The organism is Psychrobacillus psychrotolerans (assembly GCF_900115805.1).
In the GTDB taxonomy this organism is placed as follows: Bacteria; Bacillota; Bacilli; order Bacillales_A; family Planococcaceae; genus Psychrobacillus; species Psychrobacillus psychrotolerans.
In genome coordinates this window covers 93,743-112,887 of record NZ_FOXU01000007.1, presented here as the reverse complement: position 1 = coordinate 112,887, position 19,145 = coordinate 93,743, and the positions used below count along the sequence as shown (strand labels likewise).

The 19,145-nt window shown below is 36.5% G+C and carries 19 protein-coding genes; 11 read left to right on the top strand and 8 right to left on the bottom strand.

Annotated features, from left to right (window positions below):
- Positions 1-24 precede the first annotated feature (24 nt).
- Both BM260_RS13840 and BM260_RS13835 read left to right on the top strand, forming a co-directional pair.
- A complete protein-coding gene (locus BM260_RS13840; RefSeq protein WP_093537939.1) occupies positions 25-669 on the top strand; it encodes a LytTR family DNA-binding domain-containing protein in 645 nt (214 codons plus the stop codon).
- A 222-nt stretch (positions 670-891) separates the two neighbouring features.
- Positions 892-2,406 (top strand): acetyl-CoA hydrolase/transferase family protein, encoded by a 1,515-nt coding sequence (locus BM260_RS13835; protein ID WP_093537938.1) that lies wholly within the window; start codon positions 892-894, stop codon positions 2,404-2,406.
- A gap of 84 nt (positions 2,407-2,490) precedes the next feature.
- Here the strand turns inward: BM260_RS13835 and BM260_RS13830 are convergent, their stop codons facing one another.
- Positions 2,491-3,303 (bottom strand): YitT family protein, encoded by an 813-nt coding sequence (locus BM260_RS13830; protein ID WP_093538028.1) that lies wholly within the window; start codon positions 3,301-3,303, stop codon positions 2,491-2,493.
- Positions 3,304-3,697: 394 nt separating this feature from the next.
- Here BM260_RS13830 and adh point away from each other — a divergent pair, with 394 nt between their 5' ends.
- The 4 genes from adh (at position 3,698) to BM260_RS13810 (ending at position 7,089) form a co-directional block, all read left to right on the top strand.
- The gene (gene adh / locus BM260_RS13825) at positions 3,698-5,218 is read left to right on the top strand and encodes an aldehyde dehydrogenase (RefSeq protein ID WP_093537937.1); all 1,521 of its coding nucleotides are present in this window, start codon (positions 3,698-3,700) and stop codon (positions 5,216-5,218) included.
- A gap of 23 nt (positions 5,219-5,241) precedes the next feature.
- A complete protein-coding gene (locus tag BM260_RS13820) occupies positions 5,242-5,598 on the top strand; it encodes a DUF779 domain-containing protein (RefSeq protein WP_093537936.1) in 357 nt (118 codons plus the stop codon).
- An 88-nt stretch (positions 5,599-5,686) separates the two neighbouring features.
- Positions 5,687-6,418: an oxygen-insensitive NADPH nitroreductase gene (gene nfsA / locus BM260_RS13815; RefSeq protein WP_093537935.1), complete on the top strand. Its 732-nt coding sequence runs from the start codon at positions 5,687-5,689 to the stop codon at positions 6,416-6,418.
- 35 nt (positions 6,419-6,453) lie between these two features.
- Positions 6,454-7,089: a DNA alkylation repair protein gene (locus tag BM260_RS13810; protein ID WP_093538027.1), complete on the top strand. Its 636-nt coding sequence runs from the start codon at positions 6,454-6,456 to the stop codon at positions 7,087-7,089.
- A 57-nt stretch (positions 7,090-7,146) separates the two neighbouring features.
- On the opposite strand, the gene BM260_RS13805 is transcribed toward BM260_RS13810, so the two are convergent.
- The 6 genes from BM260_RS13805 to BM260_RS13780 form a co-directional block, all read right to left on the bottom strand.
- Positions 7,147-8,232 (bottom strand): CAP domain-containing protein, encoded by a 1,086-nt coding sequence (locus BM260_RS13805; protein WP_093537934.1) that lies wholly within the window; start codon positions 8,230-8,232, stop codon positions 7,147-7,149.
- 14 nt (positions 8,233-8,246) lie between these two features.
- Positions 8,247-8,783: a superoxide dismutase family protein gene (locus tag BM260_RS13800; protein WP_093537933.1), complete on the bottom strand. Its 537-nt coding sequence runs from the start codon at positions 8,781-8,783 to the stop codon at positions 8,247-8,249.
- Between the two features lie 103 nt (positions 8,784-8,886).
- Positions 8,887-10,059, bottom strand: coding sequence for an MFS transporter (locus BM260_RS13795; RefSeq protein WP_093537932.1), 1,173 nt, complete (start codon positions 10,057-10,059; stop codon positions 8,887-8,889).
- Between the two features lie 188 nt (positions 10,060-10,247).
- On the bottom strand, positions 10,248-10,643 hold the full coding sequence (locus BM260_RS13790) for a MarR family winged helix-turn-helix transcriptional regulator (RefSeq protein WP_093537931.1): 396 nt from the start codon (positions 10,641-10,643) through the stop codon (positions 10,248-10,250).
- A 148-nt stretch (positions 10,644-10,791) separates the two neighbouring features.
- Complete coding sequence (locus tag BM260_RS18555; RefSeq protein WP_217646103.1) at positions 10,792-11,277, bottom strand: hypothetical protein; 486 nt, start codon at positions 11,275-11,277, stop codon at positions 10,792-10,794.
- A 67-nt stretch (positions 11,278-11,344) separates the two neighbouring features.
- Positions 11,345-12,517, bottom strand: coding sequence for an alanyl-tRNA editing protein (locus BM260_RS13780; RefSeq protein ID WP_093537930.1), 1,173 nt, complete (start codon positions 12,515-12,517; stop codon positions 11,345-11,347).
- A 206-nt stretch (positions 12,518-12,723) separates the two neighbouring features.
- Between BM260_RS13780 and BM260_RS13775 the strand changes: the two genes are divergently transcribed.
- Both BM260_RS13775 and BM260_RS13770 read left to right on the top strand, forming a co-directional pair.
- Positions 12,724-13,167 (top strand): ASCH domain-containing protein, encoded by a 444-nt coding sequence (locus BM260_RS13775; protein ID WP_093537929.1) that lies wholly within the window; start codon positions 12,724-12,726, stop codon positions 13,165-13,167.
- A 13-nt stretch (positions 13,168-13,180) separates the two neighbouring features.
- Entirely contained in the window at positions 13,181-13,834 is a 654-nt protein-coding gene (locus BM260_RS13770) for a hypothetical protein (RefSeq protein WP_093537928.1), read from the top strand.
- A gap of 113 nt (positions 13,835-13,947) precedes the next feature.
- Here BM260_RS13770 and BM260_RS13765 read toward each other — a convergent pair whose 3' ends face one another.
- A complete protein-coding gene (locus BM260_RS13765; protein ID WP_093537927.1) occupies positions 13,948-14,772 on the bottom strand; it encodes an STAS domain-containing protein in 825 nt (274 codons plus the stop codon).
- A gap of 126 nt (positions 14,773-14,898) precedes the next feature.
- On the opposite strand from BM260_RS13765, the gene BM260_RS13760 reads away from it, so the two are divergent.
- Genes BM260_RS13760 through BM260_RS13750 form a run of 3 tightly spaced genes read left to right on the top strand, consistent with a single transcriptional unit; the run spans position 14,899 to position 19,070 of the window.
- Positions 14,899-17,520, top strand: coding sequence for a cation-translocating P-type ATPase (locus tag BM260_RS13760; RefSeq protein WP_093537926.1), 2,622 nt, complete (start codon positions 14,899-14,901; stop codon positions 17,518-17,520).
- Positions 17,521-17,534: 14 nt separating this feature from the next.
- Positions 17,535-18,053: a DUF4825 domain-containing protein gene (locus BM260_RS13755; protein WP_093537925.1), complete on the top strand. Its 519-nt coding sequence runs from the start codon at positions 17,535-17,537 to the stop codon at positions 18,051-18,053.
- Between the two features lie 12 nt (positions 18,054-18,065).
- The gene (locus BM260_RS13750) at positions 18,066-19,070 is read left to right on the top strand and encodes a serine hydrolase domain-containing protein (RefSeq protein ID WP_093537924.1); all 1,005 of its coding nucleotides are present in this window, start codon (positions 18,066-18,068) and stop codon (positions 19,068-19,070) included.
- Positions 19,071-19,145: the final 75 nt, after the last annotated feature.

Below are 19,145 nucleotides of genomic sequence, written 5' to 3'. Positions count from 1 at the left end.
TTAACTAAAAAAGGGGATGGAAGGATGAAGGATTTATCCATAGTTGCCTTATTAAATGTAATTGGTGAGCTATTTTCAGATGAAGTGTCTATTGCTGTTACTGATACAGAAAAATATATTTATTATCGCCCTAGTAAACGTATCGATTTAAAGATTCTTCCTGGAGATTTGTTAAAGGAGGAAACTTTAGCTTATAAAGCATTGCAAAGTAGACAGAAGGTATCGGAATTTATCAATCGTGAGGTTTTTGGTGTCCCATATCATGGAATGGCCGTTCCTTTCTTACATAAAGGGGAACTAGAAGGTTGTGTGCTAGCTATTTACCCGGCATTTACAGAGGGGAAATCTGTCATAACTATCAAAACACAAGACGGTTGGATTCCAACTCCTTTTTCCGATGTAATTTACTTGGAGGCAAAAGATCGTAAAACTCATATTGTAACTACATCTTTCAAAGGAAATCATACTAACTCACTTCAAGAATTTGAGTATAGATTGCCAAGAGAAATGTTCATACGTTGTCATCGTTCTTTTATCGTTAATGTACATCAAATTAAAGAGATTTTTCCGGATACACATTCAACTTTTGTACTAGCTATGTCAAATGGAGAAAAAATTTCTGTTAGTCAATCTTATGCAAGTTATTTCCGGAAATTGTTGGGATTTTAATAGAAAGCGCTTGAATAAGGGGTAATTACTCTGACATTCAAGCGTTTTTTTTATTAATTTCTATAAAAAGCGCTTAAATATCAATGTATAGGGAAATTTGTTCTGTTCTGGTATCAATATATTCTGTTTAGGACAAATAAAATGTGTCTTCGACAAGTTTCAACAAAATTGTGACAAAAGGGGGTAAAATAATTTAAATGCACTTTTTGAGGGGGATACTTTATGTTTAACAATTTGGATCGTGTTAAAGATATTAGTTTACATAATTTAGTAGTAGGAGCAGAAGAAGCTGCTTCATGGATTCAACATGGGATGACATTAGGGTTAAGTGGATTTACACGTGCGGGAGATGCGAAAGCGGTTCCATTTGCACTAGTAGAGAGAGCGGCCAATGAATCATTTAAAGTGAATATATTTACAGGTGCTTCTTTAGGATCTGATATTGATAAATTACTATCCGAAGCAGGAATTGTGCATAAACGCTTACCTTTTCAAGCGGATGCAACGATGCGCAAACATATTAATACAGGAGATCATTTGTTTGTGGATCAGCACTTATCTCACACAGCGGAGTTAATACGTTCGGGTGTATTGCCAATTATTGACTTTGCAATTGTGGAAGCGGTTTCAATTACTGCAGATGGAATGATTATTCCAACCACATCTGTAGGTAACTCTACAACTTTTGTCTCGCAAGCAAAAAATATAATTATAGAAATTAATGTAGCACAATCGGAAATGTTAGAAGGCCTTCATGATATATACGAACCTGCAGATCCAGGAAGTAGATTACCAATTCCTTTATCAAAAGTAGAGGATCGTATTGGTCAAATAGGAATTCCTTTTGATGCATCTAAAGTAAGAGGAATCGTGTTTACTAACAATTTGGATTCACCATCTCCTATTGTCCCACCCGATGAAGAAACAGAGGAAATGGCCCAGCATTTAATCGGTTTTTTGCGTCACGAAGTGAGCAATGGTCGATTAACTAATAAGTTAGCTCCAATTCAAGCGGGTATAGGTTCTGTTGCCAATGCTGTGCTTGGAGGCATGATTAACTCGGAATTTGAAGATCTACAAGTATATTCGGAAGTTCTTCAAGACTCCGTATTTGAGCTAATCGATGCTGGCAAAGTTAATTTTGCTTCTGCATGTTCAATAACACTTTCACAAGAAATGATGGATAAAGTGTATGGTAACTTGGAGGAATATCGAGATAAATTAGTGTTACGACCACAAGAAATTACAAACCATCCGGAAATCATTCGTCGTTTAGGGCTTATTTCTATTAATACTGCTTTAGAGTTTGATATTTACGGAAATGTCAACTCTACACATGTATCTGGTACTAGAATGATGAACGGAATTGGTGGTTCAGGCGATTTCGCTCGTAACTCTAGAATAGCTATTTTTGTAACTAAATCTATTGCCAAAGGCGGTAACATATCCAGTATTGTACCTTTCGTGGCTCATGTCGATCACACGGAACATGATGTAGATGTAGTCGTAACAGAGCAGGGCTATGCAGATCTTCGGGGTTTAGCGCCAAGAGAACGTGCAGAGTTAATCATTAATAACTGTGTACATCCGATGTACAAAAGACAGTTACAAGATTACTATGAAGAAGCATTAACTAGAGGCGGTCAAACTCCGCATGTCCTAGAAAAAGCATTTTCATTCCACACAGAACTGGCGAAAAATGGAACGATGCTCAGTAAAGAAAAAGCTTTAATATAGAAAAAAGCCGACTCATTTGAGTCGGCTTTTTCTTCAGCTACAGCATAAAGCTTGTAGTAGGTGATCTTGTCGGAGGCTTACAGTCTAATGAATATCTTTCTTTTTAAAGCGGCCTCCTCGAACTTCAGCAATATTACCAACAGCTAAAAAGGCATGGCTGTCTATTTCTTCCACAATGGATTTTAGTTTTGCTTCCTCTAATCGAGTGATTACGGTGAAAATGACTTTTTTATTATCCCCAGTGTATGCTCCTTCACCGTGTAAATAAGTTAATCCACGACCCAACCGGTCCATAATCGCATCACCAATATCTTCTATATTTTCACTAATGATATAGACGGATTTTGACTCATCTAATCCTTGAATCACAATATCAATGGTTTTAAAAGCAATAAAATATGCTAAAAACGAATACATAGCCTGTTCCCAAGTAAAAACAAAACCAGCAATTGCAAAAATGACAAGATTTATAATCATGATGATTTCTCCAACTGAAAATGGAGTAGCCTTGTTAAATAAAATAGCAAGTATTTCGGAACCATCAAGGGAGCCCCCATAACGAATAACTAGCCCAACACCTGTTCCTAGAACGATACCTCCAAATACAGTAGCAAGTAGTAAATCAGGTGTAATAGCATCAATATTATGGAGGAAAGAAGTACAAATCGATAGAATGGTTATGCCAAATAATGTGGATAAAGCAAAGGTTTTTCCTATTTGTTTATATCCGAGGAAAAAGAATGGGATGTTCAGGATGAATATAAAAATACCTAAACGAACTCCAGTTAGGTGGGAAATAATGATGGATACCCCTACAACACCACCGTCTAATATTTGGTTAGGGACTAAAAATAGTTCTAAGCCAATAGACATTAAGATAGCACCTATTGCTATCATTAATAAGCGAACAAATACGACTTTCTTAGGGGTACTTCGGTGGGGAGTTTTGATAGGTTTGATTTCACATGTTAAATCACTCAACGTTAATCTCCTCTTTCCTGAAAGTAATCATATATTTATTTTATAGAAAAAATCTATAGATAGGAAGGAAGAATTACTGACCTTACTAAAAGAAGTGAGAATAGTAATATTGAAAGTTCTATTCCTAAATGGGACATTGTTAGTCAATAGTAATATTTGAAACTATTATTATTGTAATATTCCATATAGTCTGTCAAAATGACGGTAAGACTATTTTTTTATTTTAATAGTTTTGAAAGCGCATACATAGATTGCATCTTACATAATATATGGAATGTGCTAAATAGATATGAAGGGGAGGAAATAGAAAATGGTTTATGCATTTCCGAATACAGAAGGCTCGAAGGTATCGTTTAAGGACAAGTATGAAAACTATATTAATGGCGAGTGGACACCCCCTGTTAAAGGACAATACTTTGAAAATGTTACACCAATTACAGGTAAAGTATTTACACAAGTTGCCCGTTCTACTTCAGAAGATATTGAGCTGGCATTGGATGCAGCACATGGTGCTAAAGATGCGTGGGGCTCCACTTCAGTTGCGGAAAGAGCAAATATCTTAAATAAAATTGCGAATAGAATAGAAGAAAACCTTGAATTGATAGCAGTAGCTGAAACTTGGGATAATGGGAAAGCAGTTAGAGAAACGTTGAATGCGGATATCCCACTAGCTATTGACCATTTTCGCTATTTTGCTGGTGCCATTCGTGCACAAGAGGGTGGTTTAAGTCAAATTGATAATGATACCGTTGCTTATCATTTCCATGAACCATTAGGAGTGGTAGGACAAATTATTCCTTGGAATTTTCCTATTCTAATGGCTGTATGGAAGCTAGCACCGGCACTTGCTGCCGGGAACTGTGTGGTCTTGAAACCAGCAGAACAAACACCAGCATCTATCCTAGTGTTGATGGAACTAATTGGAGATCTTTTGCCGCCTGGAGTAGTAAATATTGTCAATGGGTTTGGATTAGAAGCTGGAAAGCCTTTAGCATCAAGTCCACGAATTAGTAAGATTGCATTTACTGGGGAAACTACGACTGGACGTTTAATTATGCAATATGCATCGCAAAATTTAATACCAGTAACGTTAGAGCTTGGTGGGAAATCACCAAACATATTCTTCGAAGATATTATGGACGAAGATGATGCATTTTTGGATAAAGCGGTAGAAGGGTTTGTTATGTTCGCCTTGAACCAAGGAGAGGTATGTACTTGTCCTTCACGTGTTCTAATACAAGAATCTATTTATGATAAATTCATTGAACGCGTCATAGCGCGCGTGGAAGCTATCAAAATAGGAAATCCACTAGATCCATCTGTCATGATGGGAGCACAAGCTTCAACTGAACAAATGGAGAAAATCCTTTCTTACTTAGATATTGGAAAGCAAGAAGGAGCAGAATGTTTAATCGGTGGAGAACAAAACAAATTAGACGGAGAACTAGCAGAAGGCTACTATATAAAACCGACAGTCTTCAAAGGAAATAATAAAATGCGTATTTTCCAAGAAGAGATTTTTGGACCTGTTGTTTCGGTAACGACATTTAAAACAAAAGAAGAGGCACTAGAAATAGCTAATGATACGTTATACGGTTTAGGGTCTGGTATTTGGACACGTGATATGAATACTGCATATCGTTTTGGACGTAAAATTCAAGCAGGTCGTGTATGGACAAATTGTTATCATCAGTATCCTGCACATGCAGCATTTGGTGGATACAAAATGTCGGGTATTGGTAGAGAAAATCATCTAATGATGCTTAATCATTATCAACAAACGAAAAACCTTCTTGTAAGTTATAGTGAAAACAAGCAAGGCTTCTTCTGATGCTGTAGAAAGGGTGAGTGTAGATGGTTGAACGCGTAATTGCTACTGACGCTGCACTAGAACTCATTGATCTATTGAAAGGTAAGCATGGACCTTTGATGTTTCATCAATCTGGTGGTTGTTGTGATGGTTCTTCTCCTATGTGTTATCCGGAAGGTGATCTAATCATAGGTGACCAAGATGTACTTCTTGGAAAAATAGGGGATGTTCCATTTTATATGCACAAAAGTCAGTTTGACTATTGGAAGCATACGCAGCTAATCATAGATGTAGTGGTAGGTCGTGGTGGAATGTTCTCCTTGGAAGGTGTAGAGGGAAAACGATTTTTAACAAGATCTCGAGCATTTACACAAGAAGAAAACAACCAATTACAAGTATGAATGAAGCGAAGTAAAGAGTGTATAACTCTCTACTTCGCTATTTTCGGTTATACTAAAAGTAATTTTATGATGAAAGAGGGTTCTTACTTTGGTTCAAGAATTATTAAGAAAGCATTCGTCTGTCAGAAAGTATAAAGATTATACATTAACAAAAGAGGAAGTATCCGAACTTGTGGAGACTGCTCAGCATGCTGCTAGTTCACATTTCGTGCAAGCATATAGTGTTATCTGGGTAAGTGATGAACAGAAAAAAGCAGAACTAGGTAGATTATCTAAAAATCCCACGCAATTTGAAACTGCTGGAGCGGCATTATTATTATGTGCTGATTTTCATCGTTTACAGGTGGCAGGTAAATTACAGCAAACAGATATTGTTATAGATACAACTGAGAATGTGTTAGTAGGAGCAGTTGATGTTGCTCTTTTTGCGCAAAATTTAGTCATTGCAGCAGAAGCAAAAGGTTTTGGTATTTGTTATATAGGAGGAGTACGTAACGAACCAGCAGCAATTAGTCAATTGTTTGAATTGCCAACGGGAGTATTCCCTCTATTTGCTATAACTCTTGGTATTCCAGATCAGCAAAATGAGGTCAAACCTCGTTTGCCAGTGACTGCAGTATTACATGAAAATAACTATAATAGTGCCAAATATGAAGTGTTATTACCTGAGTATGATCAAACAATGGAAGACTATTATAAAAGTCGTGGCTCCAATCAGAAAACAGCAAATTGGACTAAGTCGATGGCTGAATTCCTGGAGACGCCTAGAAGACCTCATATGGCAGAATTTTTGGCGAGTAAAGGATTTACTCTCAAGTGAAAAAAGAGTGGACAATAGAGCAAGTTAAAGGTTATATGGAGCCTAAACGAAATGATGAAATCGCACTACCCATGGCCAAGTATATGAAAAATCACTTCCCCTTTCTTGGGATTAAGACACCAGAACGTCGACTGCTTTTTAAAGCAATGACTAATGAAATGGAACTTCCACCGTATGAAGATATGGAAAAGGAAGTATGGGGATTGTTCCAGTTAGAAGAACGAGAATATCATTACATAGCAATTGAATTATTATCTAATTATAAAAAACAGTTAGCTGTAAAAGATCTATTGTTTTGTCAAAAACTCATTGAAATGAAGTCTTGGTGGGATAGTGTAGATTCTATCGCTCCTAAAATAGTAGGGGATATTGTCCTGGCAAACAGAATGGAAGGAGAAGCCGTGATGGTCGAGTGGGCCAAGTCCTCGAATAAGTGGACGAATAGAGCATCTATTTTACATCAGTTAAAATACAAGGACAAAACAAATGAAGAGTTATTATTTGCGACCATTCAACGTCATGCAGAATCAAAAGAATTCTTTCTTCAAAAATCCATTGGCTGGGTATTGAGGGAATATGCTAAAACACGTCCTCAAGTAGTGCAAGAATTTGTTGGAAGTCATACACTTGCTCCCTTAAGTAAGAGAGAAGCGTTAAAACATTTTAAATGACTAAACAAAAAGAGGTTGTCCCTAAAAATCAGTGAACACTGACTTAGAGACAACCTCTTAGTTTGTGAAAAAGTTTTCTGTGTAGTAAGGAGTCGATTTTTTATCAAAAGCGGTGCCGACACCAAGATTTTCATAATGAACACTTAAAATGTTTTTCCGATGTCCCAATGAATTCATCAATCCCTCATGAGCAAAAATACTACTAGTTTGTCCATATGCTAGATTTTCTCCGGCATAAGAGAAACTCAGTCCATCTTCCTCTAATCGATTAAATGGAGATTTTCCCTCTAGATTTTCATGACTAAAATAGTTATGAATTGCCATATCCTCACTATGTTTTCGAGCAGTGTTGCTCACACTCTCATCGTAAGATAGAACAGAAAGGCCATGAACTACTCGAGCAGCATTCGTAAGATCAAAAAGCTGAAATTCAAATCCTTTCTTCAGTTCGTCCGATGGTACCCCAAAAGTAGATTTATGATTTTTTTCTACAGATTTTTCGACTACTTGAATGGCTGTTATTGTATTGTCTTCATGGAGATCATAGAAAAAAGTTACATAGTTATTATCAATTAAGAACAAATCATATTCACCTGCATCAGGTAGGAGGTAGATGATATTCCCTTTTTTCAGTTTCTTAATAGGCTCATCCAATTGTGAGAGTACTTCTTCCCTAGTACTATTCATTTGTAGACCTAAAAAAGAAGATTCAGAAGGCTGATTGGTAAACATGGCATTTACCCGGTTGTTACTATCATAGGAAACCATCATAAAATTTTGATAGTTTTCATGATAGGTATGCCATACTAAACTATATTCATTAAGACTAACTCGTTTAGCATTACCATGAATTTTCTCAATCTCACTTTTTTTCATCCCTATTTTTATTTCGTCTAACTCAATTCCAGTACCTGGTAAAGTTTTTTGATCTGATGCTGCAATATGAGAGGCTGGTTCATCTTTTGCCTGCATCCAGTATGCTTTTACTTCATCCAAATATTGTTCTACTTCCAGTGAATCAATCCAGTCGTCCACGGGGTTTAGAAATGCTAGATCAACGTATTCTACTGTGTATTCTTCCCATAAAGGTCTAGTAAAGAATAGCGCTATAACAAAAAGTAGTAACCAGCCTATTTTTCTCATGTTAAACCTCCAAACTACTTACTAATTTCCCCGCATACAATTCTTCCACCAGAATTTCCGGAAGGATCCGTTTTATAATCATCCGCATTTTCATGAATAACAAGGGCACTTCCATCCGCATCTAATAATGAGTTACTTTTTCCTGCAGTCAAAACAACCGCCGGAGAAACAGTTTCTAACTCTACTGTACCATCTTCTCCAACTTCAATGTTTGGTAAGTCTCCTAAATGATAGCCTTTTGCATTTTCAAACCCGTGCTCTTTTCCAGTTGGATTAAAGTGAGCACCCGCGGATTCAAAAGTAGGTTTTTCGCAGCTTGCCTTTTCATGGAAATGAATTGCTTTAATGCCAGGAGTAAGACCCTCTGCTTTTAATAATATATGCACTCCTTTGGAATGCTCGGACAAAGTGGCTTTCCCTACTTCTTTACCTTCTATATTCAATAATGAAACCTGCACTGCATCTTTTAGATCAGCGTCTGCAGAAGGGAAATTACACCCTCCTAGTGCCGTGACTGCTATTAGTAATGGAATTACGATTTGCTTTCTCATGTATTGTCCTCCTTGAAATACTTTAATGGTTCCAGTATTACCAAAATAAGGGCTTTTATATACATAGATTAAAAACTAACTAATAAAGGGTACACCCTCTATGCTATACAGGACGTTGTACTTTTTTTACTCTTACAATAAACAGAACCAGTGCAATAATGAGAGAAATAATAGAGAAGAGATATAAATTTTGATAACCAAGTCGAGTGGCGATAAGTCCTAAAATGTAAGAACCTATAGCTAGACCAGTATCAAAAAGCGTGAAAAATGTTGCCGTAGCGTATCCACTACGTTCATGCTTCGTGGACTGAATTGCAAGTGTTTGAAAACTCGGAACTACAGCACCATAACCTAGGCCGATAAATGCACCAGAGAGTAAGAAAAGGAATGGGGAGTTCATAAAAGCAAGTAAGGCAAGTCCGATCATGAACGAGACAAGCCCTGGAATAACAATATATTTTGGTCCCTTTTCATCGAAGATTCGACCTGTAAATGGTCGTGTCGCTAACATCACGATAGCAAAGACAGCAAAAAAGCTACTAGTTAAGTGAAGTACACCTTTTTCTTGGGAGTAAATAGATAGGTAAGAAAGTACACTAGCATAAGAAAAAGCAACTAAACTGGCTATTAAAGCAACAGGTAATGCCTTTTTTTCAAAAAGATCATTCCACGTTAACTTCGATCTAGGGGAAGTAGCTTCCACTTTTTTACCCTCAGGTATTAGTAATGTTGCGATGGAGCCAATTAGAAGCAAAATCGTTAAAGATAAAAACATAACATCATAGGAGAAAGATTGCATAAGGGTCAAAGCTATTAACGGCCCGATTACAACTGCTAAATTCGTAGACATCGTAAAATAGCCTAGTCCAGCACCACGCCTAGAAATAGGAATATTATCTGCAGCCATCGAACCACTAGCGGTAGTAGCAATACTAAAGAAAATACCTTGTACAAATCGTAGTACTAACAATCCTTCAAAAGGTTCAATAAAATAATAAAGGCCTGTACATACTAAGTATAGGAACAGAGTAAGCCATAATACCTTGCGCTTTCCAATTAGGTCTAATATTTTCCCAGAAAAAGGACGAGTAACAATTGCAGAAACTAAAAAGATAGTCATTAATAGACCTGCATCCTCGTCTGAGCGCGATAATACATCTGTAGCGTAAAGTGGAAGTGCCGATACAAGTCCATAAAAAATTATAAAAATAGAAAAGTTTGTAGTAAACAAACTTATAAATGCTTTCGTCCATATAGGCTCTTTAGTTTTTAACATAATAATCCTCCTGTATATCTCGTATTTATGGTCTGACCAAAGGGAGTCCAGTAATCCTACATTGGCGTCCATACCATCATAAGAGTTCAGAGATATACTAACCCATCAAAGCACGAAGTAGAACCTAGAAGATGCCACATATGGCTTCGTCTAGGTCAATCGCTTCCTTCTAACTTTAATTTATCTCTTTATTTTACCTTTTGTAGCAGTTCAAACAATAGAAGTTCTTCTTCTTTGGACAAGCCATTGAGAACTCGTTCCTCAAATTCCTTCATCGCTTCGTTGATAACTGGAAACTGTTGTAGCGCATGTTCAGACAGTTTTACAATTTTTTCTCGTCTATCTTTACCAGAAGAGATTTCAATCCAACCAAGCTCAGCTAACCTATTAACCGTTCTTGTAATAGTGGGTGCTTCTACGTTTAAGTATTTCCAAATCTGTGTCAATGTCATTTCATTATGCTTTTGGATACAGTAAAGAACTGACCACTGCGAAGCGAATAAATTAAATTCTTTTAAAGTATGATTAACTTCCTGTTTTAAAAAACGATATTTTTGAAAAAGCTCGTGAATAAGTGGATTCATTGAGTGAATCTCTCCTTTTATGTAAATCCAAATTACTTAGCTAACTAAATATATGTTACGGCGAAAAATAATATTTGTAAAGAGTACATAGTTATGCTATTTAAGTGAAATAAAAAAACCGAGCAATATGCTCGGTACATTTACTAGGTTAAAAACATTGAAAAGAGGAAATTCTCTCCAAATCTGTTCCGTAGTAAGTCCACATGAATCCGTTCCATCTAAATCCTGATACAGATCTTCTGCCGACAAACGTAGGATAAAGCCAAAAAGAATTGCCGTTATTCAGCCATACATACGTATTGCGGAATAGACAACCTCGGATGGAACCAGGATCTACAGCAAATACCCCGACACTTTGTCTTTGTGGAACAAAAGAAGGTGGTGGGCTAGTCGGAGCTCCTTGTTGACCACCGCCTTGTTGACCCCCTGGTGGTCTCCCTGGTGGAAAGCTAGGAGGGAATGATGGCCCTTGTTGTTGACCAAACGGAGGGAAGATGTTCCCAGGAAATTGTTGATTTCCAAATGGTGGCATCATACTTCCAGGAAACGGTGGATTTCTAAATTGTTGTCCTTCAATAGGTGGAAATCCTTGGGGACCGCCTGGACCTTGTGGAAAAGGAAATTGATTGTTCATTGCTTAATCCTCCTTTCATAGAGTAATCAACTTAGTATATGTCAGGAGGACATTTGTGGAACGGTGCTTAATGGATATATGATTTAGCTATTTCGATTAATTGTTCACTTGTTATTATTTTATCTCCACCACCTTGAGCCATGTTCTCGTTGCCCCCGCCTTTGCCATGGATAAAAGGCAAAATATGTGTAATGAGGTCTTTCATACTTTGAACTACATTACTTCCTTTCGCAACGACAATTTGTAGCTTGTCATCATTGTGAGAGACTAAAATACACATAGATTGTGGGGTGTCTTGGATGACTAATTTAGCTAGTTTTTGAAGCTCTTGCATCGATCTATTTTCGAGTATACAAGTAATCGTAGTTCCATCTGAGTTTTCTCTTAACTCTCTTGCTTTATATGTTAAAAGAGAATTGGATAGATCTTTTATTTCCTTTTCTAATGCGGAATTTTGTGCTAAAAGATTTTTGGCAGCATTAATAATTTTGTCTTCGGGAGTGCTTAATGTACTAACTAAATTTACAAGTACCTGGTGTTTTCTATGTAAATGTGTAAGAATTCTTTCCCCACATATGAACTCCACTCGTACAAGTTTCTTTTGTTTTTCTGTCTGAAGAATTTTAATAGCTCTTACTTGCCCAGTAGAGGATGGATGGGTTCCCCCGCATGCATTGTAATCGTAGTCAGGAATGATGACGAGTCGAATATTTTCTTTTACTGATGTCGCTTTTCGTAAATGGAAGTTTGATAATTCCTCTTCGGTTATCCACTTTGTTTCAATAGGATGATTTTCTAGAATTACTTGATTTGCACTTAGCTCTACTTCTATTAACTGTGCTTCTGTTACTTCGGCTGCATTTAAGTCAATCGTCACTGTATCTTTTCCTAAATGGAAGCTAACCGTTTGGAATCCAAATAATTGTTCAAAGGCTGCCGATAGGATATGTTGACCAGCATGTTGTTGCATATGATCAAAACGTCTCTTCCAGTCAAGCTGTCCCTTTACCTCCAAAGTATTTTCAGGTAAAGGATTATTAATGAAATGTCTAATTTCACCATCAACTATTTCTACATTTGTCACTTCAACGTCGTTTAACAGCCCAAGATCATGCGGCTGACCACCACCGGTAGGGTAAAAGGCAGTCTTGGAAAGAACAACATAATCTTGCTGCTGTTCAATTACTTTTGCATGAAAGGATTGGATGTTGGGATTTTCATAATAGAGTTTATTAGTCATTTAAATGGCTCCTTTGGATTGGAAAGTTTTGAGCATGCTTTTAAAGCAAAATGCTTATAACAAATATACAAGAATTATAAACAAGTTGGAGTGCTAATGTTAACCCATATGTAAGGTAAGAATAAATCTACCTTTGCAATAGTAATTACAGACGTAGTTTAATATACTGAATTTAAAGAAAAAATAAATTGAATGAGGTTTTCATGATGAATGCATTAGCTAAAAAGTATTGGGATACGTATTTTGTTGGAAAAGAAAAGACGCTTTCAGTCACTGCATGGCAGTTTGGTGGTATTCCAGATGAATTGGCTCAGCTAGTAAAGGATGGAGTAAAATCTGCTACCTGCTCATTGCATTTACATTATGAGTTAGAGAATGAGCCACTTCCTATGGTAAACGATTATAGTATTGTACTTAATAGTAAGGATGAACCAGTTTGTATAATTCGGACATCGGACGTGAAAATAATGCCGATGAAAGAGGTACCTTTGGATTTTGCTTATGCAGAAGGAGAAGGGGATCTTAGCTATGAACATTGGCGTAAGGTACATATCGAATTTTTCTCAAATGAGTTAAAAGAATTAGATAGGGAGTTTTCAGAAGAGATGTTACTAGTTTGCGAGCGTTTTGAACTTATAGACGTTAAGTAATGGAGGAGAGAATATGTTTAAGACAGTAACGCTATATACAAATCAATTAAAACAATTACGAGGCTTCTATGGGAATGTTTTAGAGCTTCCTATAGAACAATCTACAGACGAATATTTCCAACTATCAATTGGAACTTCGACGCTCATTTTTCGACATTCCGATTTACAGACTTCCTATCATTTTGCCATTAATATACCAGGTAACCAATTCACCCTTGCAAAACATTGGGCAAAAGAGAGAGTGTTGCTAAATAGAGAAGCATCTGTAGATGAAATCTATTATGCTCGGTTTGAAGCAGATGCTTTCTACTTTGAAGATCCAACGGGTAATGTGATTGAGTTAATAGCAAGGAGAAATGTAGACAAATGGAGTGATTTCAGCATCGAGTCATTTTTAAATCTAAGTGAGGTAAGTATTACTACTCCCTTTGTAGAGGAAACAGGAGAAAAGCTGCAAAGTATTGGTATTCCTATTTCCGGGCATGTCCAAATTGAACCGGATGAATTAAACTTTCTAGGAAAAAAAGATACGTTTATTTTATTAGTTCCCCCACAGAGAAAATGGTATTTTTCTAAAAATATGAGTAAAACTTCTCCATTAGAAATAGTTCTGGAGACTGGAAAAGAAATTCTAGTAAATAGAGAAGGAAAAATAACGATTCAATAAAAGAGAGCGACTAATTATCCACAGTGGAATAATTGTCGCTTTTCTTTTGGAAAGTTATTAACATGTGGGTAACTCTCTGGAAATTTGTGTACTGTGGATACACTGTGAATAACTTAAGAATTAGCCTTCAAAGCGTACATTAATGTGGAATAGGACTGCATATCTGCAAAGTTAATACCTAGTGAAACTGCCGTTTGAGCAAGTTCAGGTCGAATTCCAGAGAAAATAGCATGCACACCAATAAGTTTTAGTGCAGAATGCAGCTGATACAATTGTTGGGCAACCATCGTGTCTAATACTGGTACTGCCGATAAATCTATAAAAAGGGTACTAAGCTTTTTAGCAGAACTCTGTTGCAAGGTGGTTTCTAAAATAATGGATGCACGTTCGGTATCAATATTTCCTACTAAAGGTAAAACTCCTATCCCTTCTTTAATAGGAATAACAGGACTACTTAACTCTGTAATCAGAGCTTGTTGGGTAGCGAGAAGATTTGCTGTATATATATGATGATACTTTGCAAAGTTTTCAATGATGTGGTCAAATGCAGTATTCATCAAATTAGACCATTCCGCAACCTGTTTTCCAGTTACAGGAGTTGTAGACTGTTGGATAAATTTTTGAACGAAAGCCCAATAGGCAATCCGGACATTACGAAAACTTCGGATGCTTTCATACAAAGGGAATTTTTCTTTTGCTCTCTTTTCTGCGACTACTGCAGAACGGGTGTTGATATATTCAAGATATTCATATTGATCACGGATATAGACAGAAGATATAGCTTCTATTAAAGCTCCATTTTCATCTCTCAAGTATGTATTGTTTTGTGGTAGGGAGTAGGTTGGATTATCTTTTGACTGTTGAGTTAACCATGCATCTGTTATTTCCGATTTATTGGTCATGATAAAATCAAATAATTCTTTGTTTAGATGACTCATTTCATCTATCTCCTTCAATCTTTCTAATATTAATATTATTGTAAGGGTACTGAACAAATTATTCCACTTAGGTGGAACAAAATATCGTAATTTAAACAATTACTAGAAAGGAAAGATGAAACCGAGATGATATGGTATAAAAAATCTAAAGAAGAAGTGTTCCAGGAACTTCATGTTAAAAACGACAAAGGGATCACGGAGCTAGAAGCACAAAAACGATTGCAGCAATACGGCCACAATCGATTAGCTACTAATCGCAAGAAAACTTGGGTAGAGAGAATATTTTCACAGATTAACAATGTTCTCATTTATGTTTTGATAGTTGCTGCTGTCGTTTCTGCTTTTGTTGGCGAGATTGCAGATGCACTTATTATAGGACTGGTCGTAATAATTAACGCTGTTGTGGGAGTTATTCAAGAATCCAAAGCAGAGGATGCACTGGAAGCACTAAAAAATATGGCTACCCCAAAAGCGATTGTGCAAAGAGATGGAGAAATGAAAGAAATAGACTCAGCAGAGGTTGTGCCTGGAGATTTTGTGGTGGTAGGGGCAGGTTCTTATATCCCATGTGATATTCGTCTAATAGAGTCTGCTAATTTGAAGGTAGAAGAAGCAACACTTACGGGAGAGTCAGTTCCTGTTGATAAAGATGCATTTGCTCTGTTAGAAAAGGACGAACAGGATATTCCACTTGGAGATCAGCTAAACATGCTATTTATGTCTACGCTTGTAACAGTCGGACGAGGAACAGGAATAGCTGTAGCTACAGGGATGGACACTCAAATTGGTAAAATAGCCGGTATGTTAAATACTACTGTAGATGAGCAAACACCATTACAAAAAAGCCTGGCACAAGTAGGGAAATACCTAGGTATAGGGGCTTTGATTATTTCACTGGTCATGTTTTTAATAGGAATTTTACAGGGGCGAGATTTTCTAGAAATGTTCATGATTGCTGTAAGTTTGGCGGTTGCTGCTATTCCTGAAGGAATGCCTGCCATTGTATCTATTGTTCTTGCAATCGGTGTACAGAGGATGATTAAACAACATGTCATTATTAGAAAATTACCAGCTGTCGAAGCATTGGGTTCAGTAAATGTTATTTGCTCCGACAAAACCGGAACACTCACCCAGAACAAAATGACAGTAACGAAATTCTATGCCGACGGTCAAATACATGCCCTAAAAGATTTTCAGTTAGAAAACGATATACAAAGTCTATTGATGAAAATCTTTGTATTATGTAATGATGCTACATATACAAAAGATGCAGAAACTGGTGATCCCACTGAAATAGCATTAGTGGCAGCAGCAGCTCAAAACCATCTAGATAAAGATTTACTAGAAAAAGAGTACCCACGTATTCATGAAATTCCATTCGACTCGAACCGGAAGTTAATGACTACAGTGCATATACATGAAAATGAATATTACCGCATGACAAAGGGTGCAATAGATCGATTATTAAATCATTGTAATCAAATAATGACTGAAGAAGGTGTCATGCCCTTAACCGAGAAAATAAAGGCAGAAATTATCTCTGCTTCACATACCATGTCACAGTCTGCACTTCGTGTATTAGCTGCGGCATACCAAGTGGAGGGACATAAAGGACTAGTAGGGTCTGAAGAGGATTTAATATTTGTAGGTTTTGTGGGAATGATGGACCCACCGAGATTAGAAGTGAAGGAATCTATTGAAGTGTGTAAAAAAGCTGGTATTCGAACAGTGATGATAACTGGAGACCATAGAGATACTGCTTTTGCCATTGCTCGTGAGTTAGGTATTGCCAAGCAAGAATCAGAAGTAATGGAAGGTATTGAGCTGGATAATATAACAGACGAAGAAATAAAGACTGCATGTAATAAAACAAACGTTTTTGCAAGAGTATCACCTGAACATAAGGTGAAAATTGTGCAAGCATTAAAGTCTGCCGGTCATACTGTTTCAATGACAGGAGATGGTGTGAATGATGCGCCGTCCCTTAAAGAAGCAGACATTGGAGTTGCAATGGGAATAACAGGAACTGATGTAGCAAAAGGTGCGTCAGATATGATATTGACCGATGATAACTTTGCCTCTATCGTGAAAGCAGTAGAGGAAGGTAGAAATATATATAAAAATATAAAAAAGTCGGTTATCTTTTTAATTTCCTGTAATTTAGGTGAAATTATTGCGCTGTTTTTTGCTATTGTGGCTGGATGGCCAACCCCACTCCGTTCCATTCATATTCTTTGGGTGAACTTAGTGACAGACACATTCCCAGCATTGGCACTTGGTGTAGATCCAGAGGAACCAGGAGTCATGAAGGAAAAACCGAGGAGACAAAAAGAGGGACTTTTTCATGGAATGCTACCATTTTTAATATTGAACGGATTGTTAATCGGTATAATTACCCTTGTAGCTTTTATGATTGGTTTAAATGGCGTAACATCGGGTGTTCCCGAGAATGTATTAATGCATGCACAGACAATGGCATTTATTACACTTAGTTTTTCACAGTTAATCCATTCGCTGAACTTTAGATCTATGAACCAATCTGTATTTAAAGTAGGTATATTCAAAAATAAGTTCTTGTTAGCTTCTATTCTAGTTGGCGTAATTATTCAAGTCCTAATAGTTTCGGTTGGACCATTAGCTAAATTGTTTAGCGTTCAATCATTGGGTTCGATGGATTGGCTAATTGTCATTGCACTTAGCTTGCTGCCATTAATCATTAATGAGTTGGTTAAATTGTTTAGAAAGTAGAGGGGGGAAAATAATTGCAAAAGACAATAGGGCTTGTAGTCGGAATCGCTTTAGTACTATTAATAGGAGTATTTTATGTACTTAGTAATAATCAGAAACAAGTCGAAAAGGAAGATGTGAAACAACTGTCTGTAGAAACTCATAATTTCAATAAAGTACTTGCATATGAAAATGATTATATGGGCAATAACTCTAACATTACAAACCTATTTAATAAACTTCCACTTTCTAATTATAAGTACACGGTAGAGTTGGAGCCAGATACATTCACAGCCGCTATAAATTACAACACGAGTAGCGACGAAAAAGCAGTTATATATAATACAACAGCTGCTTTTGTATTGATAAAAAATTTAGAAGTAATAGATATGCGTTTTTCAGACCAATCCTATGTGATGACCAGAGAGAATGTGGAGCAATGGTTTGGAGATGATTTTGAGAGGTTAATAGATCCGAGCATATTTAAAGATAAAGTTCAAAACGCTCTAATGGAAAGTACAACAACCAATTGGATTGATCAATATACAAAATAGGGGTGTTTTACTATGGAAATTTTAACAGAACAATTAAAAAAGAGGCAAACAGAAAACCAATTTTCAGGATCTATTGTTGTAAAACAAGGTGATTCGGTACAGCTTCAAGAAAGTTTTGGCTATGCAAATCGTACAGATGCAGTACTAAATGAGAAGCATACACGTTTTGGGATTGCTTCGGGTTGTAAATTATTTACTGCAGTTGCGATTGCTCAGCTTGTAGAAGCTGGAAAACTAAGATTTGATAGCCTATTAAAAGAAATCCTAGATACTTCTTTTCCACATTTTCATGAAGGCATAACAGTCCATCATCTTTTAACGCATACTTCAGGTATTCCAGACTATTTTGATGAGGAAATAATGGATGACTTTGAAGAGTTATGGATAAGTACTCCGATGTACCATATCCGCCGTTTGCATGATTTTTTACCCTTTTTTCAAAGCGAGAAGCAAAGATTTATACCCGGTGAAAAGTTCTATTATAATAATGCGGGATATATAGTACTTGGTTTAATAGTAGAAAAATTGACTGGAATGCTTTTCATAGACTATGTTCAACGAAATATTATGGACAAAGCAGGGATGTGCAATTCCGGTTATTTTGCCTTAGATGCATTACCTACTAAAACAGCAATTGGTTATATAGATCACGAAGACGGCACATGGAAAACGAATATGTATTCTATTCCGATACAAGGAGGATCAGATGGTGGAGGATTTGTCACTGCTGATGATATGGTGTTATTTTGGGAAGCACTAATACAAGATAAATTATTGAATGATAAGGCAATATTAATGACCCCACATATTCAAGAGGAATCTAATAGTTATTACGGGTATGGTATTTGGATAGAGAAAAAAGAAAATCAAATCCATAAGTATCATGTAATGGGATATGATCCAGGAGTGAGTTTTCACTCGGCTTATTACCCACATAATAACGTTATTGTAGCTATATGCTCCAACAAATCTAAAGGAGCATATGCAATGATGCTAGAATTAGAAAAATCGTTCTAAAATAATATTGGATTTATTTCTTTTTTCGATTTTGTTGTTTTTTTAAAAGTTTATAAGCCAAGTAAAGCATGCTAA